The 25527-nt window shown below is 57.2% G+C and carries 20 protein-coding genes and 1 pseudogene; 2 read left to right on the forward strand and 19 right to left on the reverse strand.

All coding sequences use genetic code 11. The annotated features are described in order from the left end of the window. Nucleotides 1-148 precede the first annotated feature (148 nt). From BM449_RS11690 to BM449_RS11720, 7 genes are all read right to left on the reverse strand, one after another. Nucleotides 149-1069 (reverse strand): glycosyltransferase, encoded by a 921-nt coding sequence (locus BM449_RS11690; RefSeq protein ID WP_071801367.1) that lies wholly within the window; start codon nt 1067-1069, stop codon nt 149-151. Beyond that, complete coding sequence (locus tag BM449_RS11695) at nt 1066-2034, reverse strand: glycosyltransferase (protein ID WP_071801368.1); 969 nt, start codon at nt 2032-2034, stop codon at nt 1066-1068. The genes BM449_RS11690 and BM449_RS11695 overlap by 4 nt, the downstream gene beginning before the upstream one ends. A 15-nt stretch (nt 2035-2049) precedes the next feature. Next, nucleotides 2050-3063 (reverse strand): glycosyltransferase, encoded by a 1014-nt coding sequence (locus BM449_RS11700; RefSeq protein WP_071801369.1) that lies wholly within the window; start codon nt 3061-3063, stop codon nt 2050-2052. Between the two features lie 16 nt (nt 3064-3079). Beyond that, nucleotides 3080-3637, reverse strand: coding sequence for a class I SAM-dependent methyltransferase (locus BM449_RS11705; protein WP_071801370.1), 558 nt, complete (start codon nt 3635-3637; stop codon nt 3080-3082). Nucleotides 3638-3786: 149 nt separating this feature from the next. Then, nucleotides 3787-4800 (reverse strand): glycosyltransferase family 2 protein, encoded by a 1014-nt coding sequence (locus tag BM449_RS11710; RefSeq protein ID WP_071801371.1) that lies wholly within the window; start codon nt 4798-4800, stop codon nt 3787-3789. Continuing rightward, nucleotides 4797-5798 carry a glycosyltransferase family 2 protein gene (locus tag BM449_RS11715; protein ID WP_071801372.1) on the reverse strand — a complete coding sequence of 334 codons (1002 nt, stop codon included), beginning with the start codon at nt 5796-5798 and terminating at the stop codon, nt 4797-4799. The genes BM449_RS11710 and BM449_RS11715 overlap by 4 nt, the downstream gene beginning before the upstream one ends. A gap of 2 nt (nt 5799-5800) precedes the next feature. Then, nucleotides 5801-6790, reverse strand: a complete 990-nt coding sequence (locus BM449_RS11720; protein WP_071801382.1) for a nodulation protein NodZ — start codon at nt 6788-6790, stop codon at nt 5801-5803. Nucleotides 6791-6918: 128 nt separating this feature from the next. Between BM449_RS11720 and BM449_RS11725 the strand changes: the two genes are divergently transcribed. Continuing rightward, complete coding sequence (locus BM449_RS11725; RefSeq protein WP_071799713.1) at nt 6919-7872, forward strand: IS1595 family transposase; 954 nt, start codon at nt 6919-6921, stop codon at nt 7870-7872. Nucleotides 7873-7955: 83 nt separating this feature from the next. Continuing rightward, nucleotides 7956-9571 (forward strand): annotated as a pseudogene (locus tag BM449_RS11735) (IS3 family transposase). 455 nt (nt 9572-10026) lie between these two features. On the opposite strand, the gene BM449_RS11740 reads toward BM449_RS11735, so the two are convergent. The 12 genes from BM449_RS11740 to BM449_RS14540 form a co-directional block, all read right to left on the reverse strand. After that, complete coding sequence (locus tag BM449_RS11740) at nt 10027-10797, reverse strand: FkbM family methyltransferase (RefSeq protein WP_083544532.1); 771 nt, start codon at nt 10795-10797, stop codon at nt 10027-10029. A gap of 292 nt (nt 10798-11089) precedes the next feature. Beyond that, a complete protein-coding gene (locus BM449_RS15070; RefSeq protein ID WP_071801377.1) occupies nt 11090-11764 on the reverse strand; it encodes a glycosyltransferase in 675 nt (224 codons plus the stop codon). Between the two features lie 480 nt (nt 11765-12244). Further along, a complete protein-coding gene (locus BM449_RS11750) occupies nt 12245-14323 on the reverse strand; it encodes a glycosyltransferase (protein ID WP_071801378.1) in 2079 nt (692 codons plus the stop codon). Next, a complete protein-coding gene (locus BM449_RS11755; RefSeq protein WP_071801379.1) occupies nt 14320-15294 on the reverse strand; it encodes a glycosyltransferase in 975 nt (324 codons plus the stop codon). Before BM449_RS11755 ends, BM449_RS11750 begins: the two co-directional genes overlap by 4 nt. A 513-nt stretch (nt 15295-15807) precedes the next feature. Then, nucleotides 15808-16872 carry a glycosyltransferase family A protein gene (locus tag BM449_RS11760; RefSeq protein WP_083544535.1) on the reverse strand — a complete coding sequence of 355 codons (1065 nt, stop codon included), beginning with the start codon at nt 16870-16872 and terminating at the stop codon, nt 15808-15810. 9 nt (nt 16873-16881) lie between these two features. Further along, a complete protein-coding gene (locus tag BM449_RS11765; protein WP_071801381.1) occupies nt 16882-17835 on the reverse strand; it encodes a glycosyltransferase family 2 protein in 954 nt (317 codons plus the stop codon). A 2-nt stretch (nt 17836-17837) separates the two neighbouring features. Continuing rightward, nucleotides 17838-18827 carry a nodulation protein NodZ gene (locus BM449_RS11770; RefSeq protein WP_071801382.1) on the reverse strand — a complete coding sequence of 330 codons (990 nt, stop codon included), beginning with the start codon at nt 18825-18827 and terminating at the stop codon, nt 17838-17840. Between the two features lie 892 nt (nt 18828-19719). Then, nucleotides 19720-20817, reverse strand: coding sequence for a glycoside hydrolase family 99-like domain-containing protein (locus tag BM449_RS11780; protein WP_071801384.1), 1098 nt, complete (start codon nt 20815-20817; stop codon nt 19720-19722). Continuing rightward, nucleotides 20814-22139 (reverse strand): glycosyltransferase, encoded by a 1326-nt coding sequence (locus tag BM449_RS11785; RefSeq protein ID WP_071801385.1) that lies wholly within the window; start codon nt 22137-22139, stop codon nt 20814-20816. The genes BM449_RS11780 and BM449_RS11785 overlap by 4 nt, the downstream gene beginning before the upstream one ends. Beyond that, a complete protein-coding gene (locus tag BM449_RS11790) occupies nt 22139-23398 on the reverse strand; it encodes a polysaccharide pyruvyl transferase family protein (RefSeq protein ID WP_071801386.1) in 1260 nt (419 codons plus the stop codon). The genes BM449_RS11785 and BM449_RS11790 overlap by 1 nt, the downstream gene beginning before the upstream one ends. 2 nt (nt 23399-23400) lie before the next feature. Next, nucleotides 23401-24180 (reverse strand): nitroreductase family protein, encoded by a 780-nt coding sequence (locus tag BM449_RS14535; RefSeq protein ID WP_162922877.1) that lies wholly within the window; start codon nt 24178-24180, stop codon nt 23401-23403. A gap of 267 nt (nt 24181-24447) precedes the next feature. Next, nucleotides 24448-25236, reverse strand: a complete 789-nt coding sequence (locus tag BM449_RS14540) for an FkbM family methyltransferase (RefSeq protein ID WP_162922878.1) — start codon at nt 25234-25236, stop codon at nt 24448-24450. Nucleotides 25237-25527 lie beyond the last annotated feature (291 nt).

The raw sequence follows: 25527 nt of genomic DNA on the forward strand, positions 1-25527 counted from the left end.
AAAGCTTGCCTGATCCGGCGTTAGCAGAACCGCTGTCAATGCAGCCTGCATGGAAACTTTAAACTCCAAGCAGAACAGCAAAGCTCAGGGTCTTGAACATCTGCTGATTGCCTAAGAAGATGTTCCGGAGCAGGAGTCGCAGCCTCAATCACCACAACTGGCGCTCTTGGAGGCCATTGGTGCAGAGCGTAACTCGTACCAGAGCCGGACCACTGTAATGCAATCTAAGAGCCCAGGCCAATCCACGCAGCTGCGCCAGAAGGCCCAGCGGAATCCACCAGGGTCTGCGTAAATGATGGCGTGTGATCACCGACCGGAGCAGATCACGTAAACATCCCAGCAAGGCAGGCAGCAATGGCTGCGTACGCAGGCGAAAATAAAACGAACCAACACAGTGATCAGGCCGAGTTGTTGTGAGGTGCTGGCCATAACTGCGGGTGCCGCCACGCTGAGCTTGGAGATGGTCTATCAACGCCTCAGAAATATAACGAATACTCAACCCAGCCTGGCGCCAGCGATATGCAAGTTCTGCTTCGTAGCGATAGGCAACACGCACAAAGTTCTCATCAAAGCCGCCCAGATCGAGCGCCATTTGGCGTGGAAGGGAGAAGTTGCCTCCCATGAACTCACTGCACGGGCGGGGTTGCAAGCTGTTGAAGCGAAAGGGTGCCGCAGTTTCCGCATCGGGCTGTCCCTGGTGCCAAGGCTGCAGCACCCTGCCCGCAATTAGGGCTCCAGGCCAGTGGCGGTGAGCCTCCAGGTGGGCGTGCAGCAACCCAGGCGAGGGGATGATGTCGTCGTCAAGAAACAGCACACGCTGGCCTTGGGCCTCCAGCAGGGCTCGATTCATGGCAGCGGTAATCGACGGTTGCTTCAGGCGGATCCAGCGCAGCCGTCCCTGTTGATTCCAGTCTTGTAGGTGCGCTTTGGTGCTGGGCTCGTGATCGGGCGTCTGATCAATGACCAGCAGCTCCTCCGGCGGTGGATCCAGAGCAAGCAAGGATTCGATGGAATCGATCAACACCTGCTCGCGCCCATAGGTGGGGATCGCCACCGAAAGTACAATCATGGATGCGCGGAGAGATGCAGCGATTGGGTAGCTCGAAGCCACACCTTCGGCAGCCAGGGACCGTGGCGAAAAGCTTCGGCAAAATAGCGCCGACAGCGCGGATCACCGTTGCGGCGCAGTGACTCGGCAATGAAATAGGCGCCTTCGGCCTGGTGTCGATCGAAAGGCCACCAGCTTGGCAGACGCCAACCTGGTGGCCTGGGGCGAACTCGGGCAGCTTGGACCAGCAGAGGGGCTTCAGGATGGCCACTGCGGCGGGCTGCGTAGCAGGCTCGGGAGAGGGCCGCAATGGCACGTTGCTCACGCCAATGACGCGAAGAGAGCCCACAGGTAAACAGTCGCACACGTGTCAGCACCTCAGGGATGTGGATGAACGTGCCCTGCTCCGCGAGGCGATACCAAAGGTCCCAGTCTTGCCCGAAATAGAACTCCGGCCGGTAGCCGCCTGCGGCCTCATAGGCACTGCGCCGGAACATCACCGAAGCGTGGTGGGGGATATCGATCGAGAGACCCTGCTCAGGAGGGCCGGTGTTGACCCAACGCGGCTTAGCCATGGGGAGTTGGCATCGCTTCACAAAGAGGTGCTCCCATCGAGGGCCACAGACCTCAACATCACTGGTTACAAGAACGCATTCGGGGTGGCAGTCAAGGATGGAGGCTTGGTGGTGGAGCCGATCTGATGCCATAACATCCCCAACATCAAGGCGGGCGATGTAGTCTCCACGAGCCATGTCACATCCAGCAAGTAGGGCCTTGGTGAGACCAAGCTTCTGTGCAGCAACAACGATCAACCTACTCTCATCTCCCCATATTGTATTCAGGTCGGCGCTCAGATCAGTATCAATCCCGCCATCGAGAACAAGAATGCACTCCATGTCTCCGCGATAGGAGGAAAAAACTGAAGTCAGAGAATCCAGCAATTGAGCAGCATGGCCATGGGCTGCAATAACGACAGATATCTTCATCAATGTAGCCAGCGTTCAGCCAAAGCACAGGCTACGCAGGATTGCCACTAGATCCTTGCAAACACTCCACAGACCTGAGGCGTAGCGACGGTAGCCACCGGATAACAACAGGCTGATGAATTCACGTAGACGAACACTGAGACGCGTTGATGAATCTCGAACCCTAAGCCTGGTGCTCAGGAAGCAGCAAGCGTCATCGAGCTGGTCCAGCTTGACAGAGACATCGGTAAGCGCGCCTGTGGCCGAACATCTGGCTTTAAGCATCGATCGGCAGTAGTGAAGTTTCTGCAGGCGGCTTTCGGTATTGGCCGGTGGCGAGAGCAGGTTGGCAAAGGATGGTTCTGACTTCGCAGCCTGCCTGGAAGTATGGCTGGCCTGGAGGGGATGGCAGCGGTATAGGGTGAGAGCTTCTGGGATCAGGACCAGATCGCCGTAACAGGCGGCCACACTGGTGAGCCATTCTTCAAAGAACCACTGTGGAATCGAGGCGGGCTTCGCAACAATCGCGTCCCGAAGCGAGAAAGGGAAGGCAAGAGTGTGGGCCAGACAGGGGAGACCGCCCTTGAGATAAGAAGAAAAACTTCCCATCCTCCGATGTTGCTTGCAGATCCGAATCGAGCTGGCGAACCCACCACGCAGGGTTCCACCGGTTGGATTTACTTGGGCATCTGCAAGCAGGCTGTCGCAGCAAACAAGCGTGGCACTTTGGTTCTGCAAGAACGCATCAAGCAGGCACTCAAGTCGACGGGGAACCCATACATCATCATGATCAGCAACTGCCACGTAGTCGCATGGAGAGACGTAACGAAGGGCGTTGAGATAGTTCTCAGTTATGCCAGCAGGATCATGATTCACTACAAAGCGAACTGGAACTGGCGCATTCGCGGCAGCCGCACGAACAATATCTGCGGTTTTGTCGTGGGATCCATCATCAGAGATCAGAATCTCACAGGGCAGCAGAGTTTGATTGAAAATAGAAGCAAGGGTGTTACCTACATAGCGTTCAGACCGATAGGTGGGCAGGATCACGCCAAACGAGGGTCGCCTAGGCATCAGCAAATCCCTGGCGGCCTGTTTTTCTCAACAAACTGGCAAGATGGCCGCCAATCCACCCCTGTTTGAGGCAGTCGAAGTTGCCGCTAAACCCATAGCTCACAGCAGATGGATAGGTATTGACATGCTGACTAAAATACACTGGAAAGGTGGTCGCAGTGATGTAATTGATGTGGGTAGGATCTGAAAAGGCAGCCCGTGAAGGGATTGCGGGAGTAAGGCTAAGAAAAAGACCTTGGGGCTTGAGCACCCGATAAATCTCGTTCATGAGCTCAACAAAGCAAAATCTTGTTGCGCCCCTCAGCCAGAGAACCCTCGGAACATGCTCAAGAAAGTCGAAAGCAGTAACATAGTCAAAAGAATTATCCAGAAAGGGGATTGGCTGCACTGTTAGATCTGTCTTCCGCAAGAAATCAGAATTAGCAGAATCCTCAATCCGAATATCAATACCACAGCATCGATTGGCGCTAAATGGATTTTTCGGATGAAAACCACATCCAAGATCAAGGCTTACTGAGTGAGCCTCGCTGGCGCAGACTGGAGGATCCAAGGCCAGAAAATGATGGAGGCTCCGATAGCGATCTAGATCATCGCATTCACTCCAAGCATGGCGGATGGAAGAAATCAGAGTAAGCGTCTTTCTATGAGCACGCAAGACTCGCTGGTAATTGAGTGAGAAGACATACAGAGACTGGCTGGCTAGCGCTCAGAAAAAGGCCTGGAGAAAAAGCGGAATATCTGGTGCCTATTAAAGACGAAAGAACTTAGGGAGTCTGCACAACCAGTTCCAACCAGGCTGAGTGCTAGGCGCCAGAGGATCTGCTTTATCCTGATAAGCATAAACGGCCGTGCAGCCTGCTGAGCAAGCCGATCGAACTGTGCGGAGATGGAACGTTCACCAGCCAAGGCCGATTGGCGCGCCAAGAGAAAGACAGCCTTGGAAAAGTGCATCATCTCTGGTGCACGCGGTTGTACACCAGCCTTGCCTGCACATTCCAAAATCGAGCGACGAGCCATGGCACGATCAGCCAGTTTACGCGGATTTGTGCTACCTCCAGCGCTCAAATGCTCCTCGCTTAGATTGATGCGGCGAATCGAGCAGAGCTCATTTACCCAGACTAGGCGAGTCCCAGTGGAACCACAACGGGCGTCGTATTCCCAGTCTTCCTCGTTGATCCACGGCTGCCATGGCCCGATCTGATCCAGCAGGGTACGGCGGTACAGAGGGGAGCTGGTGGTCCACCACCGTTCCGTCAACAGCCTGGGGAAGAGGTGATCGATGAGTTCACCGGTGGCCCTCATCGGACAGTCGCGTCCTGGTGGGTTGGAAGCATGATTCTCTTCAGCACTGGGTCCGTAGCAGATGCCACACTCAGGCCGGCGCTGCAAGGTAGCAACCTGGGCGGAAAACTTTGCCGGCAAGAGCAGGTCGTCGCTGTCGAGGAATTGAATGAATTCGCCCCGTGCCTCATCCAGACCCCTCTGCCGGGCTGCGCCTGGACCACTGTTGACCTGGCGAATCACCTTGACGGGGATGATGGCTTCTCTCGAGAGCGTATCGGCAACATCTGCAGTAGCGTCAGTGGATCCATCGTCCACGATCACGATCTCGATGGAGGGATAAGTTTGCTGCAGCACGGAACGAACCGCTTCCGCAAGCAGCCGTGGCCGGTTGTAGACGGGAATAATCGTACTGACGAGACCCTGATTCATTGAGAAGAGAACGACATACGATCTGGGCGACCAGACCGGGTTCTCACGGAGAAGTACAGGAACCCACTGAAGGAAATGAGGAACCTAGGCTCGAGCCACAATGCCTTCGGTATGCATCGCAAGGGCGCATGCCAGACGCAGCCCTTCATTTCAACCAGGCGTCTGCGATAAGCTTGCATCGCTGGCGGCCACAGCAGGATGCGATCCTTCAATGATCGACAACGAGGCTTCAAGTAGCGGTAGACCAAGGAAATGGCCGCAAGAAAATCCCGGCACAGCCGCTCCTGCTGAGCCTGGGTCGTCGCGCCCCAGGCTTCCCAGTGGCATAGATTAAAAACAGTGTGATGAACCAAAGGCTTATCGAAATAAATGCAACTACCTCGGTTGAGAAGGCTTGCGAAGTAGAGAATCGGGAAGAAGGCATTGCTTTCGTATCTCGCCCAGAACTCCTGGTCAACCAAATCTGGGCGAAAGAACAAGCCGGTGAGGATGTAGCCCTTGTCCGCAAGGCGCATCGTGGTCACCGGGTCAGAGGGAAACACAACGTCGGCCGATGCGATGCGGCAACTGGTGCAGGCATGCGCACCTGATTCCGTGTAGGAGTATCGCGGGTAAAAAATGCTTGAAACTGAATGGCTACGATCGTTTTCGAGGCGACGGATCACAGAGAGCAGGTGGTCGATGCTTCCTGGCTCAAGCCAGTCGTCGTCGGTGAGGATCGAACAGAATGCAGCCTTGCATTCAAGAACCATGGAACGGATATTCGCCGACATGCCGAGATTCACGGCATTGAAATCTATAGAAATACAGGGATGGATGGACAGTAACTGAGCCTTGAATCGCTCGGAATCCATGCTTTTCGAAGCGTCGTCGCGAACATGAAGCGTCAGCGAGCCTTGCGACAGCTCCTGGTGGGCCTGACTGACGACAGAGCGAACAGCTCGAATGGCTCCTTCCTCACGCTGATAGACGGGAACGAGGATGGCAAGCTCAGCCACGCTCAAGGCCTCCTCCAGCGGATGAGCCTGGTGAGCCCAGTGAGTATGCGCTGAGCACGCGAACGGGTTCGCTGCATCGCAATGAGAGATGTGGCAGGAAGGTCGCTCAGGTAGATGGCGCAGAGGCTGAACGATGAGTTTCCAGGATGGATGATGGCGTGGCATGACGACAACAACACCATGTCCATGAGTGCATCCCTGGTTTGCTCGAGACGGGGTTGGCCGAAATCGGTGAGGTGCAGAGGCGATTCATCATCGGAGAAAGGCTTCTGCCTCACAACGGTTCCAGGAAAGACCTTCAGAAACCAGTGCTGCGTCGGCAGATGGTCGGTAGACAGAAACACTCCATCGTAAAGACCGGTATTAAGCTTCCGCCGGACTGCTGCAAGAATCGCAGATTTACTAGGCGACGACTTCGTTACTACTTGTTCATTGGCTGCTCGGATATGTACGCCCAGCATGGCCGAGCCAAAGTGCTCGGCAGTAAACGCTGTGCGCCTCAGCTCGATCTCAGGTTGCAGGCGCAGACATTTGCGCACTCCAGCCTGGATGTCAGAGAGACTGTAGCTTGCTAGAGCATCAAAGTCCCACATGACACAGACCTGAGCATCATGTGGCTGTTTTTGATCGAATGAATAGATATCCCGCGCTTCCTGCCGATCCCATCCTCTCATCCTATCCTCAATCCACAGGCTGAGCATCGTTCGCTGGAGACTGCCATCCCAGCGCGGCGGGAGCACTGAGGTGCTGTTTTGAACAGCAGAGAATTCAGCCTGGGCGTGCTGCCCTTCCAGGCGAAACAGCAGTTGGAACACATTGTCCCCTTCAGGGCCGAAGGTGCCATCATGCCAATCGACGAGCACCTTTCGATCGTTTTTTTCAGCATAGAGCAATGCCAGAATCACTGCTCGCAATGCATCGCCCAGACCGGCACCCCGGAAGGACTTCACAAGGACATAGCCACCGCGATCTGCAGATGATTGCACAGACATGACTAGGCTTTCTGAGCGGCTCGCTCAAGCCTGGGACTCCAACCATAAAACAGCTTGATTAGGCAGCAAGCTCCGCAGGCAGCCCTTTTGGGACCTAGGCTGGTACGCATATACCAGTCGTCACTGCCATGGCTATGAATCGGATCCAGTTCCAGGCCAGCCTGTCGCTGCCCCAGTTTATTGAGCTCTACGGAACCGAGCAAAAATGTGAAGTTGCCCTGGAACAGGCGCGCTGGCCTGATGGTTTCCGTTGCCCACGTTGTGAGGGCAAGGAGTACGGGCTCATCATTGGCAGGCGCCACAAGCGCTATCAGTGCCGGAGCTGTCGTCATCAAGCCACCCTCACGGCCGGTACCATCTTGGAGGCAACAAAGTTACCTCTGACCACCTGGTTCCTTGCCTTCTACCTCGTCGGCCAAGCCAAGACAGGAATCTCCTCACTAGCTCTGAGGCGTCATCTCGGTGTGAACTACCGAACGGCATGGTTGCTTCAGAACAAGATCATGCAGGCAATGAAAGAACGTGATGGCGCCTATGTCCTCAGAGGAAGGGTGCAGGTGGATGATGCCTACCTTGGCGGAGAACGCTGTGGTGGCAAGCCTGGTCGTGGATCGGAGAACAAGGTGCCGGTCGTGGCAGCCGTCTCTGTCGATGAGGCGGGCCACCCCCGGTATATAAAACTTGCCACCGTGCCCACGTTCTCTTTTGCCGCTATTGCTGATTGGGCCCAAGATTCACTGGCGATAGGCTGTGAAGTGATCTCCGATGGGCTGGCTTGCTTTCGCGCCGTTGCAGAAGTCGGTTGCTTCCATCATCCTGTGGTCGTAAAGGGTCGTCATCCCAATGAATTACCAGAATTCCGTTGGATTAACACGGTGCTCAGCAACTTGAAAACCAGCTTCAGCGGCAGCTTCCATGCCCTTCGCTTCGAAAAGTACGCTGATCGCTACTTGGGCGCCTTCAGCTACCGCTTCAATCGGCGGTTCAATCTGGCGGCAATGACCGAGCGTGTGGTTCATGCCATCTGCAGCTGTCAAGCACGGCCGGAACGACTCCTGAGGTGTGCGGAGTTTGCTACCTAATCGAGTGGGGAGATGCCACCCCCGGTTTCAAGAAAGTTGTCACCCCTCTCATCAGTACACCCGGGGGCTTGAGGACATGACCAATGCGCGGATACAGCGAGGCCGTCAAGGCTGATGTGAGAAGGCGGATGAGCCCGCCGCACAGGCAGAGCGTGGCCAGGATTTCAGAAGAGCTGGGCATTCACGTGATCACCCTCTACAAATGGAGGAAGACCTGGCGGTTGCAGGGAGAGGTGGTGCCGGCATCCGAGAAGGAACCAAACGGCTGGAGCGCTGCCGACAAGTTCACAGTGGTGCTGGAGACCGCTGGCCTGAATGCCACTGAGCTCAGCGCCTACTGCCGGGAGCGGGGCCTGTTTCCCGAGCAGGTGGAGCGTTGGCGCCAGGCAGCCCAGGATGCCAATGCCAAGCCGGTGCTGACGATGGCCGAGCAGAAGGAGCTCGAAAAGCTCCGCGCCCAGGACCAGCGAGAGATCAAAGCCCTCAAAAAGGAGCTGCAGCGCAAGGAGAAGGCCATGGCGGAGATGGCGGCCTTGCTGGTGCTGCGAAAAAAGTGGGAGGCCTTCTGCTCGGAGGACGCGGAAGGCTGACCAGCACCGCGCACCGGCGGGAGGCAATCGAGCTGATCGGCGAGGCGAATGCCGCTGGCGCCAGACTGGTAAGCGCCTGCGCTGAGATCGGCATCAGCCTGCGAACCCTCAGGCGCTGGCGTAAGGCTTTTGGTGGTGATGGGGACGGCGAGGACCGCCGTAAAGGCAGTTCACGCCTGGTGGGTCACCGGCTAAGCGAGGAGGAACGCCAGCGGATCCTGCTCACCTGCAACCAGCCGGAGTACGCCTCGCTGCCGCCAGGACAGATCGTACCGGCGCTGGCTGATCAAGGCCTGTATATCGGCTCTGAATCGAGCTTCTATCGGATCTTGCATCAGGCAGGTCAGTGCCACCGCCGCGGTCGCGCCCGGCTGCCGCAGGAACCGCGATCAGTGCCGCGCCTCAGGGCGGATTGCCCCAATGAGGTTTGGTCGTGGGATATCAGCTTTCTGCCGACAACGGTGCGAGGTGTGTGGCTCTACCTGTACCTGGTGGTCGATGTCTGGAGCCGCAAGGTGGTGGCTTGGGATGTAGCCGAGGTGGAGTCATCCGAGATCGCAGCTGAGCTGGTGCAGCGGGCCTGCCTGAAAGAGCGCTATCACCGGCCAAGGGGCTTTGACGGCCACCAGAGCCAGCAGCAGCCGCTGATCCTCCACGCCGACAACGGCAATGCCATGCGCGGGGCCACGCTGGAATCGAGGCTGGAGGAGCTGGGTGTGCTCAGATCCTTTTCCAGGCCAAGGGTTTCAAACGACAACCCCTACTCAGAATCCCTGTTCCGAACGCTCAAGTACCGTCCCGACTACCCGAGACGGCCATTCGCAAGCAAAGACGAGGCCTGCGAGTGGGTGGCGGCGTTTGTCGGCTGGTACAACCACTGGCACCGCCACAGCGGCATCAAATTCGTCACGCCCCATCAGCGTCACAGCGGAGCCGCCAGCACAATCTGCAAGAAGCGAGCCGATATCTACGAGAAGGCCCGTCGGGCCCATCCGCGACGCTGGAGCCAAACCACCCGATGCTGGCGTCAGCCAGAAGAAGTGTGGATCAACAAGCCACCAGAAAAGCCAAAACCGACCCTGGCGCTACCATCAGCGAGGGCAGCCTGAATAGCCGCCAAGGAGTGACAACTTTCTTGAAAGTCACCGCCACAGCCATAATTCAAGATCGATCAACTTTAAGGACAGACTTGGATCCACGAGGACCATCGGCAACCTTCATCAGCAAGGTATAAAAGATGCATAGAGCAGGTATTCCAAGTAGAGAATAGACTTGACAAGTGCCTGACTCGCCTCACTATTACAGAGGAAGATTGGCTAATATTCACCTCTGGGGCTTAATCCAGCACGTTTTGACGGCGTCGAGGCCTCATCCCTCCCGCGCACAACGGCTTTGTCCGTCTCGGAGTAGGACCCTATGGATCACGCCATCAGCCTTCTAGCTGACTGAAGTGATAGAGCTGCGGCTGCGTCTACGTTCATAGGAAGAGGTCCTGCCGCGGCAACGAAATGCCGCTGGTACCTTGCCATAAACATATACCACGTGCAGCACTCAAGCCTTTTGATCAGCCTTTGCAGAGAGCTTCCTTAAAGGCAGCCGGCAACTGATCAAGTCGAGTTTTTTCAACAGCTAAAATATCTATTTTTGACCCTTTCTGAATGAAAGTTTTTATATCAACCTTAGTCAACGGCCGGCATGAGCCTAACGCATGAAAGAAGGTGTAACTCCCAGACGTTGACAAGACCTCTCTGACATTGCCAAAATGCCCTAACGTAGAGCATTCAAACGCAATATTGGGTTTTGCATTTCGAAGGTCGTCAAGGCCACCATTTAGCACGCTGGCCTCGGAGCCCTCTACATCAATTTTAATCAGATCCGGTGGCAAAATTAGATTGTTTGCCGCTAGGTCGTCAATTGTATAGACGGTGACACTTGTTGCTCTTTTTGTTTTTGTGTATTGTAGTTTCTCATTGGATATAAGGCTAGCATGCCCGTCGTGGGCGAAGTGAGCGAGCTCGGCGCTACCTTGCACATCTCCCAGTGCGGCTTCAAATAGTCGAATTCTAGGGCTGAGGTTGTTCGTCTCTATTGAGATTTTCAACGCCTTTGCCAATTCCGCCTGGGCCTCGAATGCGAAGCTAGTGGCAAGAGGCATGGAATGGACTAGCTCGATACACATGTAGCCAACATTTGCGCCAATATCATAAAATATACCCTTATCAGGCATAACCCATCTGCACGTATCATGAACCCAGTGCTCCCATGAATCATTCCAATTCTTCATGGTTACAAAAAAAATCAAGGCCAGAAGGGGCAATCGCAAGCTTCGCCCCATATCTAGTGGTCAGATAGCTACTTATTAGGTACTCTCTCAGGAAAAACCCTGCAGATCGAGCCAAAAAGCCTTTTCCGCGAGGGGGCAAACGTACTATCGATGCAATCAGCAATCAGATTAAGTATCCACGGATCTTCATGCATTTTGATGAAAGAACCAAATATAACTCTAAAGTTTACTGAGTGCTGTTACTGCGTGATGCCTTGTAAAGTTCATGAAAGGCATGCGGGAGCCTCAGCGCGCCCTCGGCGGTGAGGAGCTCATCGAGGTGCCGGTAGAAGGCGGGGCAAACTTATCGCGAGGCCACCGCCGCCGACAGGCCGGAGGGATCGAAGCATAGCGGCTGGCTGCAGCGCTCCAGCAGGGCACGCAGATGTTGGGCCAGGGGCTGATCGGGGTCCACCAGCAGCCCGAAGCGCCCATCGTCCAGGGGATCCACCGAGCCATCGCGGTTGCCTGCCAGCACCGGCCGCCTGCAGCCGAGGGCTTCGAGGAAGAGGATGCCGAATCCCTCCTTCTCGCTCGGCAGAGCGAAGACGCTGGCCAGGCGGTAGTGATCAGCCAGTTCATAGTCGGCAATGCGCCCCGGCAGCAACACAAAACCCTGCAGACCCAGATCTTCCACCAAAGCCAGGAGACGCGCCCGGTCGTCCCCGTCGCCGCCGATCAGCAGCATCAGGTTGGGATGGGATCGGCGCAACTTCACCATGGCGGTGTCTAGGCGATCAAGATGCTTTGCGTGATCGCCGCGACTCAGACGGCAGAGACTGAACACCACGAGCTGACTAGGAAACAGGCCATAGCGTTCAAGCAGGGCTACCGACGCATGCCCGGGAGAGAAGTCTTCAGCGTCGTAGGTGTTCGGCAGCAGGGTGAGGGAAGGGCACTGAACACCGAGCTGTGAGCGCAACCGAGCGGCCGTGATGCGGCTCACAGGCAACAGCAGATCGGCACGGGAAAGGGCCAAGCGGCGGAGTCCGTCTAGCGGCCGCCATGCCTCGATGCCGTGAACGCTGATCCACAGACGCGCTTCGGCAAGCCTGGCCGCCGGCCAGCCGATCGGCGCGAGGTGCAGGTGGCTGCAGGAGCACCAATTGAGGGCGACGACGGTTCGTAGCCAAGGCAGCCACCACCAGGGGCAGCCAACAACGAGCGTCCATAGCGCTGCACGCCCCCGTCTGCACTCCACACCTGGGGAGCAAGCACCTGCACACGGGCTGGCCAAGCAGAGCTCATGACGCCACCAGGGACATGGCGCTGCGCAGGCAAGAGTTAGCGAACCTATCGATGCACGACCAGAAAAAAGCACCTGCCCCCGTGTGGCGGAAGACTGAGACAGCTGCTGCGAGGGCATCGAGAAGAACCGGAAGTTGCGGCGATTAACCAGGCACAGACGGAGCAGACGGGGGTTAAGTTGTCTTCATCGAAGACAGTCGCAACTGCAACATCACCCAATTACGGCTGCCAGTCGCCTGGCAAGAGCATCCTTAATGCCATGGACATTGACGCTTACGTTGTAGATTTCCATGACCCGACTGCGGGCCGCGTTGCCCATGGCATCTGCCCTTTCTCGATCCTCGCTGAGCCAGTGCATTGCGCCTGCCAGTGCATCAATATCTCCAAATGGGAAGGTAAGCCCTGTGTGCTCATGGAGCACGAGATCTTCCGCGCACCCAACTTGATCACTCACAATCGCTGGCAGACCACATGCCATTGCCTCATTCACGACCAACCCCCAGGTTTCACCAGAGTCTGATGGGAGGACAAGTGCGTCTGCTACTACATAAGCTTGAGTGATTTCAGTCTGGTTGAGAAAACCCGCAAAGCTCACCGCCAGGTCATGGTCTTGAGCATATTGTCGACACTTATCATTCAATTCACCTGAACCCACGAACAGCACATGAATTCTCTCCGACAACCCTTGTTCCTGTAGGCGCTCCAGGGAAAGGAGAAGATCGAGAGGGTGCTTCTTTTCCTGAAACTTGCCAACAAAAAGAAAGCAGAAGGCCTCACCAGGAATTGCCCATTGCTTACGCAGCTCTTCTCGGAATGGGGCGATGCTCTTGGCACGTTCGGCAAAGAACTGGTTATCCACAAAATAGGGAGCCGACCAGAGACGGTCTGCTGGAGCTCCGTTTCGGCGATAAAAGCGGGCATTGGCTTTTCCGATCGGCAACAGTGCCGCTGCCTGGGCAACGATCAGCCGATGCGGCAGCCTCACAGGCCATGACCTGGCCCGAAGATCATTGGCTTCGGTGCGCAAAAGAATCGGTAAGCAGCGAAGCCTCGCAGCGATCAGCATCTGGAGCATGCCCAAGCATTGCCAGCCGGTGATCAACACCGCATCAGGCATCACCCGCTCTGGGCCAAAGGCCAATTCAGCCATAGGCTTGGCTAGCCAAAGACGAAGGTATTGAGCTTGGTCGCCGCGGCTCCGGGTTGACGTTGCCACTCGCCAATGGTAACCATCGAGCAGAGGCACATCCCAAGTGAAAGGCAGGCCGAAGCCCACGCCCTGGAGCTGAGCATCGGGCAAGGTGAGAAATAAGACCTCGATTCGCATGGAGCCATCGGAAGCCAGTGCTCGAAATAGAGGAGCCTGATACTGAATCGGATGGGTCGTGACAATCAGCAGACGACGTACCTTCGTCGACAGCAACCTTGGGCCTTTTACCGATAACCAAAAAGCCCAGAATAGGCCGCGCAACTCAGCCAGGAGGGTGAGGGGGATCCACCAAGGCCTATGCAGGTGATGGCGTGTGCGAGGAGCACGAAAGAGCGCAGCAGCAGAGCGAAACACTGCCGAGTGAAATGGACGGGTACAGAGCAGGTGGTAATAACGACCAACGGCATGATCCGGACGCAGGGTACGAAGGTGTTCTCCATAGCTGCGTGTTCCACCACGGGAGGTATGCAAATGATCAATCAGGGCCTCTGGTATGTAGCTGATTGATAGCTCACATTGCCTCCAGCGATGGGCAAACTCAGCTTCAAAGCGATAGGCTACACGCGTGAAGTTTTCGTCAAACCCCCCCAGTTCGAGCGCCATTTGGCGGGGAAGGGAGAAGTTGCCGCCCATGAACTCACTGCACGGGCGGGGTTTTAAGCTGTTGAAGCGGAAGGGTGCCGCAGTTTCCGCATCGGGCTGACCCTGGTACCAGGGCTGCAGCACCCTGCCGGCAATCAGGGCTCCAGGCCAGTGGCGGTGAGCCTCCAGATGGGCGTGCAGCAATCCTGGCGAGGGAATGATGTCGTCGTCGAGAAACAGCACACGCTGGCCTTGGGCCTCCAGCAGGGCTCGATTCATGGCAGCGGTAATCGACGGTTGCTTCAGGCGGATCCAGCGCAGCCGTCCCTGTTGATCCCAGTCTTGTAGGTGCGCTTCGGTGCTGGGCTCGTGATCGGGCGTCTGATCAATGACCAGCAGCTCCTCCGGCGGTGGATCCAGAGCAAGCAAGGCTTCGATGGAATCGATCAACACCTGCTCGCGGCCATAGGTGGGGATCGCCACCGAAAGTGCAGTCATGGATGCGCGGAGAGGTGGAGCGATTGGGCAGTTCGTAGCCAGATCTTTGGCAGCCAGGGACCGTGGCGAAAAGCTTCGGCAAAATAGCGCCGACAGCGCGGATCACCGTTGCGGCGCAGCGATTCGGCAATGAAATAGGCGCCTTCGGCCTGGTGTCGATCGAAAGGCCACCAGCGTGGCAAACGCCAGCTTGGTGGTCTGGGGCGAAGCCGGGCAGCCTGGAGCAGCAGAGGGTCTTCAGGATGGTCGCTGCGGCGGGCTGCGTAGCACGCTCGGGAGAGGGCAGCACTGGCACGCTGCTCACGCCAATGACGCGAAGAGAGCCCACAGGGAAACAGACGCACACGTGTCAGCACTTCAGGGATCTGGAAGAAGCTGCCTTGCTCGGCAAGCCGGTACCAGAGATCCCAGTCTTGCCCGTAGTAAAATTCATTGCGGTAGCCACCGACTAATGCATAGGCACTTCGGCGGACCATCACAGACGCATGGTGGGGAATGTCGATAGACAGACCAGCCTCAGCAGACAGCGTGTCGGCCCGCTGGGGCTGCTGCATTGGAAATGGGCAACGTTTTACTTGCAGTGGTTCCCAAAAAGGTCCGCAAACCTCAACATCACTGGTGACCAAAACGCAGCCGGGATGCTGTTTTAGCACTTGAAATTGGCGATCGAGCCGTGAGGGGGTCATCACATCGCCGACATCGAGCCGGGCGATAGCTCTTCCTTTCGCCAAAGAGCAGCCCTTGATCAGGGCCCCGGTGAGCCCAGGCTTCTCTAGATATTCAAGCCGAATACAAGGAAGCTGCTTGCGCAGAACCGCAACTGCCTCTTGATATCGTTTGCGGCAAAGCCCGTTAAACACCACGATGAGCTCCCAGCCCACTCCTCGGGAGCTGATAACACTCGCGAGGGTTTCGACCAATTGTATCGACAACTCATGGGTTCCAATTATACAGCTGACGCTGGGAATCATTTTTGGAACCAGGGACGAGCTATTCATTCAAAAAGTTTTGAATGTCGTCATTCCACTTCGAAAACAGAATCGAGGTACATGCTCAAAAAAAATCATATGCGGTTACTAGGACAACTGAGAATGGCGGAAAAGGGATTCGGCTCACGAATAAGGCTGCCGAGATGACGCTCGAATTATTTGGCACAAAAATATCAATTCCGAATACTTGTTTGCACTTTAATGGGTTCCTTGGAATTGCTCCACAGCCTAAATCAAGAGATGTAGCGTCTTCAGGCTTGATCCAATGAAGATTTGAAATCAAATAGAATTGATCTATAGTTCGTATTTGTGGTGTTTGCAGAGAGTGGCGAAGAGAGGGTGGCAAGCCCATACTTCGCGTGACAAGTGAAGACAACTTGGAGACAAAGTTCATATTGTCAAGGTAGGCATTGATGCTGGGATGCTAGTTGCTGGTCTTGCAAACTGTTTGCTAGCTAGAGAAGCTTTGAAAGCAGGATTATGCTAGTCGCAATATTATCTTTGCGACGTGATTATCGACAACCAAATCAATGAAGCTCTCGAAGTGGTTGAATGGGTGAGTGGAGAAAAAATATTGGCAAACTTTGCTCCTCGTCTCCAGCCAAACCAGTGGGCCACTAGACCATAGAAGAAGTAGTACAGAAGGCGAAAGCTTGTGGGAGTGGACGCGCATCTAGCCAAGTTCAGAAGTGTTATCGATTCTTTGTCTAACCCTGCCAAGCCGCACTGGCGGCAAAGCAAGAAGGTCGAGCGAGCAAAGAGTCGCATCTCCGGTGCTTCCAATGGAATCCCTGCCTGGCGGGCGCTGATATAGATCGATTGGCGTGCCATGCTCCGATCCGATAACTTGCGAGGATCCACGCTGCCCCTCTGGCTGAGGTGGTCATTGCCGAGGTTGATGCGCCGTACAGAACAGGGATCCTCAACCCAAGCCAGCCGTGTGCGCGTGGCACCGCAGCGCGCATCATATTCCCAGTCTTCCTCGTTGATCCACGGCTGCCATGGCCCGATCTGATCCAGCAGGGTACGGCGGTACAGAGGGGAGCTGGTGGTCCACCACCGTTCCGTCAACAGCCTGGGGAAGAGGTGATCGATGAGTTCACCGGTGGCCCTCATCGGACAGTCGCGTCCTGGTGGGTTGGAAGCATGATTCTCTTCAGCACTGGGTCCGTAGCAGATGCCACACTCAGGCCGGCGCTGCAAGGTAGCAACCTGGGCGGAAAACTTTGCCGGCAAGAGCAGGTCGTCGCTGTCGAGGAATTGAATGAATTCGCCCCGTGCCTCATCCAGACCCCTCTGCCGGGCTGCGCCTGGACCACTGTTGACCTGGCGAATCACCTTGACGGGGATGATGGCTTCTCTCGAGAGCGTATCGGCAACATCTGCAGTAGCGTCAGTGGATCCATCGTCCACGATCACGATCTCGATGGAGGGATAAGTTTGCTGCAGCACGGAACGAACCGCTTCCGCAAGCAGCCGTGGCCGGTTGTAGACGGAACAATCGTACTGACGAGACCCTGATTCATTGAGAAGAGAACGACATACGATCTGGGCGACCAGACCGGGTTCTCACGGAGAAGTACAGGAACCCACTGAAGGAATGAGGAACCTAGGCTCGAGCCACAATGCCTTCGGTATGCATCGCAAGGGCGCATGCCAGACGCAGCCCTTCATTTCAACCAGGCGTCTGCGATAAGCTTGCATCGCTGGCGGCCACAGCAGGATGCGATCCTTCAATGATCGACAACGAGGCTTCAAGTAGCGGTAGACCAAGGAAATGGCCGCAAGAAAATCCCGGCACAGCCGCTCCTGCTGAGCCTGGGTCGTCGCGCCCCAGGCTTCCCAGTGGCATAGATTAAAAACAGTGTGATGAACCAAAGGCTTATCGAAATAAATGCAACTACCTCGGTTGAGAAGGCTTGCGAAGTAGAGAATCGGGAAGAAGGCATTGCTTTCGTATCTCGCCCAGAACTCCTGGTCAACCAAATCTGGGCGAAAGAACAAGCCGGTGAGGATGTAGCCCTTGTCCGCAAGGCGCATCGTGGTCACCGGGTCAGAGGGAAACACAACGTCGGCCGATGCGATGCGGCAACTGGTGCAGGCATGCGCACCTGATTCCGTGTAGGAGTATCGCGGGTAAAAAATGCTTGAAACTGAATGGCTACGATCGTTTTCGAGGCGACGGATCACAGAGAGCAGGTGGTCGATGCTTCCTGGCTCAAGCCAGTCGTCGTCGGTGAGGATCGAACAGAATGCAGCCTTGCATTCAAGAACCATGGAACGGATATTCGCCGACATGCCGAGATTCACGGCATTGAAATCTATAGAAATACAGGGATGGATGGACAGTAACTGAGCCTTGAATCGCTCGGAATCCATGCTTTTCGAAGCGTCGTCGCGAACATGAAGCGTCAGCGAGCCTTGCGACAGCTCCTGGTGGGCCTGACTGACGACAGAGCGAACAGCTCGAATGGCTCCTTCCTCACGCTGATAGACGGGAACGAGGATGGCAAGCTCAGCCACGCTCAAGGCCTCCTCCAGCGGATGAGCCTGGTGAGCCCAGTGAGTATGCGCTGAGCACGCGAACGGGTTCGCTGCATCGCAATGAGAGATGTGGCAGGAAGGTCGCTCAGGTAGATGGCGCAGAGGCTGAACGATGAGTTTCCAGGATGGATGATGGCGTGGCATGACGACAACAACACCATGTCCATGAGTGCATCCCTGGTTTGCTCGAGACGGGGTTGGCCGAAATCGGTGAGGTGCAGAGGCGATTCATCATCGGAGAAAGGCTTCTGCCTCACAACGGTTCCAGGAAAGACCTTCAGAAACCAGTGCTGCGTCGGCAGATGGTCGGTAGACAGAAACACTCCATCGTAAAGACCGGTATTAAGCTTCCGCCGGACTGCTGCAAGAATCGCAGATTTACTAGGCGACGACTTCGTTACTACTTGTTCATTGGCTGCTCGGATATGTACGCCCAGCATGGCCGAGCCAAAGTGCTCGGCAGTAAACGCTGTGCGCCTCAGCTCGATCTCAGGTTGCAGGCGCAGACATTTGCGCACTCCAGCCTGGATGTCAGAGAGACTGTAGCTTGCTAGAGCATCAAAGTCCCACATGACACAGACCTGAGCATCATGTGGCTGTTTTTGATCGAATGAATAGATATCCCGCGCTTCCTGCCGATCCCATCCTCTCATCCTATCCTCAATCCACAGGCTGAGCATCGTTCGCTGGAGACTGCCATCCCAGCGCGGCGGGAGCACTGAGGTGCTGTTTTGAACAGCAGAGAATTCAGCCTGGGCGTGCTGCCCTTCCAGGCGAAACAGCAGTTGGAACACATTGTCCCCTTCAGGGCCGAAGGTGCCATCATGCCAATCGACGAGCACCTTTCGATCGTTTTTTTCAGCATAGAGCAATGCCAGAATCACTGCTCGCAATGCATCGCCCAGACCGGCACCCCGGAAGGACTTCACAAGGACATAGCCACCGCGATCTGCAGATGATTGCACAGACATGACTAGGCTTTCTGAGCGGCTCGCTCAAGCCTGGGACTCCAACCATAAAACAATGTGCTCTCGCGTAGCTGGGATCTATACAACCGCTGATCTCGGGAGAAGAGATGCAAGATTCTGGATTCTGTGAGGAATGCCGCCCAGACGCTGAAGGTAGATGGGGGGTCAATGATCACGTCACACAGCGACAGAAGCAGCTGATCAGTAGGCCCATCAGAGAGTGGCGAGACGGTGAGAGAATCTGATGCCTGTGCCTGCAGGAATCCGGGCTCATTCGAGCAGAGCAAAAAATGTATTTGGCCCTCATCAGCACGCCGAAATTCGTGTTTTGCCTGCTCAATCCAGTCTAGATAGTCGCTCTCATTATAATGCCAGACCCCACCTCGATGCCTAGAATAGTCTCCACGCCTGGCATGGATGCCGATCAGGATGCTGGATTTCGCACGTGCATCAGCATATACCGAATAGGCTTGTTGGTGATATCGCTCACGATAACGGAAGATCTTTCTGATGACTGGAGCCTCGGCATGGGAGACTGCCGGCATGCTCGAACACCAGTCTCCGGCCTGATCAATGATCCAGAGGCCGCGTTGAAGCGTGCTGGGTGGAAGGTCCGCCCATGAACGTGTCTCATTGAGATAGTTGATCCCAGGACAGCACTGCAGGATTCGCCTGGAAAAACGATTTGAGACAATGCGGCACAACAGCCGGTAAAGGCTCAATGGCAGAAACAGCAACGTAATTCGGTGTGTTCGGTCACCGGCTTCGAACATCTCCCTGTAGTCACTCAATGACAGGACAAGGACACGGATATCATGTCGTATGCAGAAACTCGTCAGGGCTGCAAGGGCAACCAGCCGGTTGGAGATCTGGGATCGCTGCCGCAGTACGAGAATCATTTTGCTAAATCATTTCTTCCCAGGAGGATCTCTCTGGTTTTCTCGAGGTATTGCAGTCCCCAGTGCTGATCCGGCTCGAGGTGATTCCCCTCTGCCCACTCATTCCAGGCATTGATGAACAGTATGGGCTCGGGCAGCCTCCGCTCCGGCAGTCGGCTGACTTCATGATCCAGCCACTCTGCGTAGAGATCCGGCGTGGAGCCATGAAGGATGGTGGCATGGGTTGCTCTCCGTGCTGAGTTGTCCCAGGAAGGGGTCACGCAGGGAAAGCGGGGATACGAGGGGATCGGCTTCGTACGCATCCCGTCCACCACAGCACCGTAGGAGAACACGCTGTCTTGCACAAAGCTGGGACTGGACAGTCCAAGCCCCCTCATCAATCGCCATCGTCTGCTCCGGCGAAGGGGCGCTGGCAGACAAGTCCAGTCCGGCTGGAACTCCACGGCGTAGTCAAAGCCGATCTCTCGCGGATCACCATGGCATTCCTGGATCGATTCCACAGTCAGCAGGGAGATCTCGCCAATTCCCAGTGCATGGCATTCCTGTCGCCAGCGCGCTGCGGTAGCGGCTGGATCAGGGAGTTTGCTCACCCGGTAGACCAGAAAGATGGGCTTGCCATCGATGCGCATGTAGCGCGGATCCCGGAACGCAGCGGTGAGCTGCCGGATATGACGGATGTCGTCTTCTGCTGAATAGGTCTGGTGGAGCAACACATCCCTGTCGCGTCCGTTCCAGCTTCTTGTCCAGTGTTCGTTGGCCCAGCAGAGGCAGAAGGGAAAGTCTGGATCACCGGAACGAAGCACCTCTTCGAAGGGCCTTTGCAGAAGCTGCTTACCGTGGAACCAATAGTGGTAATAGCAGAATCCACTGATTCCATGGCCACGGGCAAGATCTGCCTGCGCCACCCGGGATTCAGGAAGTCTCAGGTCGTAGAAGCCAAGATCGGCGGGAAGGTGGGGCTGAGAATGTTCGGTAAATCGGGGACGTGCCGCCGTGACATTCGTCCATTCCGTAAAGCCTTGGCCCCACCAGGCATCATTCTCGGGAATGGGATGGTACTGGGGAAGGTAGAAGGCAATGGTGCGAATCTTCACGTCTTTTGGGCCGCCTCATTCCGCAGGCTCTCGTAGATCGCGTTCCGTCGCCGGCGGACGGCGTCGGCGCTGAAGGTCTGCCTGAGTCGGTCGTGGGCATTCGTTGCCAGTTGCTCGCAAAGCGATTGAGAGTGCAGCAGGCGTGCAATGGCCTCCGCAAAATCTTGGCTCGTATCCGCAAGCAGGCAGTGCCGGCCGGATTGAAACCCAGTGCCTTCACAGCCCACACCGGTGCTGACCACCAGGGCACTGCAGGCCGCGGCTAGCAGCACCTTCGTGCGCAGGCCGGCGCCGGTGAACACCGGATTCACCGCGATGCAGCCGGCGATCTCCTCGGCGAGGCCGGGGACAAAGCCATGGAAGACGGCCCCCTGATCCTGCAGGGACTGTTGGATCGGCAGAGGCCATCTCCCGTAGACATGCAGCGTGCACTGGCTGGGGGTGGCGAGCTCCAGGAGCAAAGGCCGGACCTCGCGGCAGAACCAGCCGACGGCCTCCACATTGGGATGCCAGTGGCCGGGCCCGACGAACACCAGACGCTGCCGCCAACGCCCGATGTTCCGGGGGGCCATCGGCTGGATGTCAGCGGGGAGGGGAAACGGGCTCACCTCTATGGGCAGCCCGGCATCCGCACGGAGCAGGGCTTCGCGATCCTCGGCCGTGAAGGTGATCACCCGCTGGAAGCGCCGCAGCACGGCGGCCTCCATTGAGCGGGCAGCCTGGCTGTCCGATTCCCTCAGCCAACCAAGCAGCTGAGGATCCGAGACTGAACTGCCATTGGCCTGAGAAGCGCAGAGCTGCTGGTAGAAGCGCTCGCAGAACAGGGCGTGGGCCTGATGACAGACAAACAGGCGAGGAAGGCCGGCCAGCGGGAGAAAAGCGGTGAACAGGCTTTCATGAAATTCGGCCTGGATCAGCCCGGCCCAGTGCCGCTGGCTGAGGATCCTTTCGATGCACTCGATTGGGAGCGGCACGAACGGGTAGTAGGGCCTCTCGGGCAGGGGGCAAGCCTCCAGCTCCGCTGGAGGCTTGCGGCGTCGGCGCATCCACTGCCGCACGCCAGACAACACGCGGGCCAGCGCAGATCTGGCAGCGGAGGCTCGCGGCAGCGGCGGCGCGACCTGCTCGCCCCGGATCACCTGCACGTGGGGCAACCGGGCTTCAAGCTCGGCGGCGAGAGCGTGGAGATTCTCGATCGGGCGGGTGAGCACGATCCTGAACACGTGGTCGTCCTGTAGGGCTCGCAGGGTGGCGAACTGCGCGGCACGGCCACCGGCATCCGGTGGCCAGGGCAGCTCCGGCGTCACGATGAGGATGTTCATCAGAGGTCGGCCCCGCGCAGCAGCGCCTCCAGGTGCGTGAAGTTGGCCTGGGCCAGCCGCTGCAGCTCCGGGAGGTTGCGCTGCAGCGCAAAACGGCTCTGCTGCCGGCTCTGCCAGAGGCTGTGAAGTGTGGCTTCGAAGCTGGAGGGGTAGCAGAGGGAATCCGCGGAGATCACCATCCGCTCGGGGCTCGGCGTCAAGCCGGCATAGGCCATGGCGGCGAGAGCCTGGGCCTTGAGGGAGTAGGCCACCAGGGCCGTGGGCACCAGGGTGGACAGGCCGGCGATGGCTGCGTGCATGCGCTCGGCAACCAGCATCTCGCAGCCGCCGATCAGGCGCTTGTACTCGGCGGCGCTGAGGTCCTCGGCCGCCACCGTCACCGCAGGATGGAACCCCGTGGCGCGATGCAGCACCGTCGCCATGGTGCGGTCGTCACCGTAGGGCTCATGCACGTGGGGGATCAGGAGAACGGCCAACCCCCACTGCGTGACGGCCACCTCAAGGAGCCGGGCCCATGTTTGCTGGTGCTCCAGAGCGCTCAGCGAACACCAGCGGTGTAAGCCCGCGCTGATGGCCAGGGCGAGCACAGGGAGGCCGGCCTCAGCGAGCCCCAGGTTAGGCACGCGGTGCGCGGGGGGAAGCGCAAAGGCCACATCGGCACAGATTTCGGTGCGCTCGGCTAGGGCGTCGATCTGCTCGAGATAGTGATAGCTGAGGCGATCGCGCGTGGTGAGCAGGCTCACATGGGCAACGGCGGAGCGCCAGGCCTGCTCCTGGGCAGGATCATTGAACCGACCCACGGTATGGCCGAGCAGCACAACGATGAGCCCTTCGCGAGCGGCCGTGTGGATCAGGGAGAGGTAGTAGAGGAGCGACTCATGGCCATACTCCGAGGAATACACATCGCCGCCTGTGACGATCAGAAGGCGATGGCCCCGCAGCTGTCGGGCGAGGGTGGGATCGATCAAGCCGGCAGCCCCGGGCTGCTCCGGGCCCCGGCGAAGGAGGGTCCTGATGGCATGCCGGAACCGGACGTGGCGCGGGCGGGGGGGCGCGGAGGCGCCGAAGCGGCGGAAGGCTGTGGACTGCAGCGCCACCTCCGGCCAGGTGATGCGCTGCTGGTCGTAGTCCGGGCTCCAGGTGAGCACGGTGATTGATTGGGCAGGCCTGCGCTCACGCAGAAAGGCCAGCACGGGAAGGACAAGCGCCTCGACACCTCGGTTTCGGAATCCGGTGATACCGGCAACCGCAATCGTCATGGTCAGCGGAGCTCCATCAGATCGTCGGCGACAAGCCGGCGGGATTCGGCCACCGCAATCTCAGGAGGCAGCGAGCCCACGGCGATCATCATGGCGATCGCATAGGAAGCCGGGATGTTCAACGCCTTCTTGAGCTCGGCGTCCCGCTGGTTGTCCACACTCCAGTTGAGGCAACACGTGCCAAGGCCCTGGGCATGAAGGGCGTAGACCAGGCTCATGGCGAACAACCCGCCCTCAATCCATGGCTGGTTGCGCTCCCCGATCGAGGCGAAGCAGGAGCGATCCGAAGCCACGATCAGCACATGGCTGGCGAGGTGGCCGAAGCCCTGGTTGCCGTTCTGCAGTGCTAGTGCCGCCTGTTTGGCCTGATCAGACTGGCAGATCAGCACGCGCCATGTCTGCCTGTTGCACACCGAAGGCGTGTGGCTGGCGAGGCTGATTGACTCCCGGATGCGGTCGATGCTCACCGGCTGGGAGGGGTCGAAGCAGCGGATGCTATGGCGCGAGGTGAAGAAAGCCCGCGCGTCGATGGAGCTGGCGGAGAGAACGTTGTCGCGGGTGAGGGTTCGCCAGCCCACCGTGGGTGCGTCGCTCCCCTTCAGCTCCCGTTGGTACGACGCCAGCACCTCCCCGGCATAGGCCGTGATAGGTGTGCCCAAGCCGCGCGCGTGGGCTTCGCCCAGGGCATCCTCCAACCGCTGGGCTGCGTCGGCACCGAAGGAAGCACGGCGCTGGACATGGGAGAGCCCTTTCTCCAGGCGGTGATACTCAATGGAGATCAAGGCCTCGAGGTTGGCGTCGCTGAGACCAGTGGCTGAGCGATAAAGCGTTCCGCTCGAAAAGGCTGCGTAGTCATGAAAGAGACTGTAATCGCAAAGATATTCCTGACGCAGCCGATCCTCGCAAGTGGGTTGGGGAGGACCCACCAGTGATCGGAATCTGTGCCGGAGATAACGAAGCGCTCGTCTCAGCATCTGGGGCCGGGAAGTCTGGATAGGAGCTGAGGGGTCAATTGGTCATCCACGATCACCGGCATGGGTGGAAGGCGGTTATAGCGTCGGCTTCCACCAGCATTCGGGAAGCACGAGCTGGGGCCTGGATGTGTTGTCCACATCCAGGGGATGGGGGAATCGATGAAGAGGAGACGCGGCAGCGGAAACGCGGTCTTTTCTGAGGAACGTGAATTCCATGATCCGCGGAATCTCCAGACCACCGCGCACGATCGAGCCGCAGCAGTTGTTGGGATGGAGGTGAACACAGTAGTGACTTCTTAGCAGGCGCTTGAAGATCGGGGCCACAAGGTAGAGAAAGCCCTGGTTCCATAGATGGTCGAGGTGATGAAACTCGATGATGATGATCCTGAATCTAGAGAGCAAAGCATCACTCACACTCGCCAGCACCTGGTACTCGGCGCCCTCGATATCCATTTGCAGCATTAAGTCGGCCTTCCTGTCATCTGCCTGAGTGGAATCAACCCAAGCATCCAAGGTGGTGTGTGTGTCGTCCTCCCAGCAGGCCAGAAACTTCTTTGTGAAGGAGAGCCCGGGATGCTCCACGGGAAGCTCATCAACCGATGCATCCGCAAGGAAGACCTTCATGCCGCGCTGCGCGCAGTCAAGGTCAAAACCGATGGTGTCGCTGACACCTGGCGAGTAGCAGGCTGCTATCCCAGACAAGTCGTCGGGTACCAGGTAGCCTCCATCGCCATCGGGCCCGACCCGGATGAGATGGTGCTCCGTAGCCAGCGGACTCAGTTGTTCGATGAGTCGGTTCAGTTTCCATGAAGATCCAGAGGGAATGATCAGCCCAGGCGGTGCCCCCTCAATTCGATATTGCATACTATGGTAGACCCCTCTCAGGCCATTAAGCAGGGGAGAGCGGTAGAAGTTTGACAAAAGACTCATTATGTTAGATGGACTAAATGTGGGCCACAAAGGAAACAAGAGAAGCAGGGCCGACCGTCGTTTTGTAAGCCATCGATTTGGAATCTAGCCGTTCTACCCAATTTTTTAGCATTGATCATCCTGAAGCAGCAAGTGCAGAGATGCTGGTCTCATGGCCAATATTTCCCACCGTAGATGGCGTCACACCATCCATTCATATTGAAAACAGCTTGACAAAGATAAAGG

This window comes from Synechococcus sp. SynAce01 (assembly GCF_001885215.1).
GTDB lineage: Bacteria > Cyanobacteriota > Cyanobacteriia > PCC-6307 > Cyanobiaceae > Regnicoccus > Regnicoccus frigidus.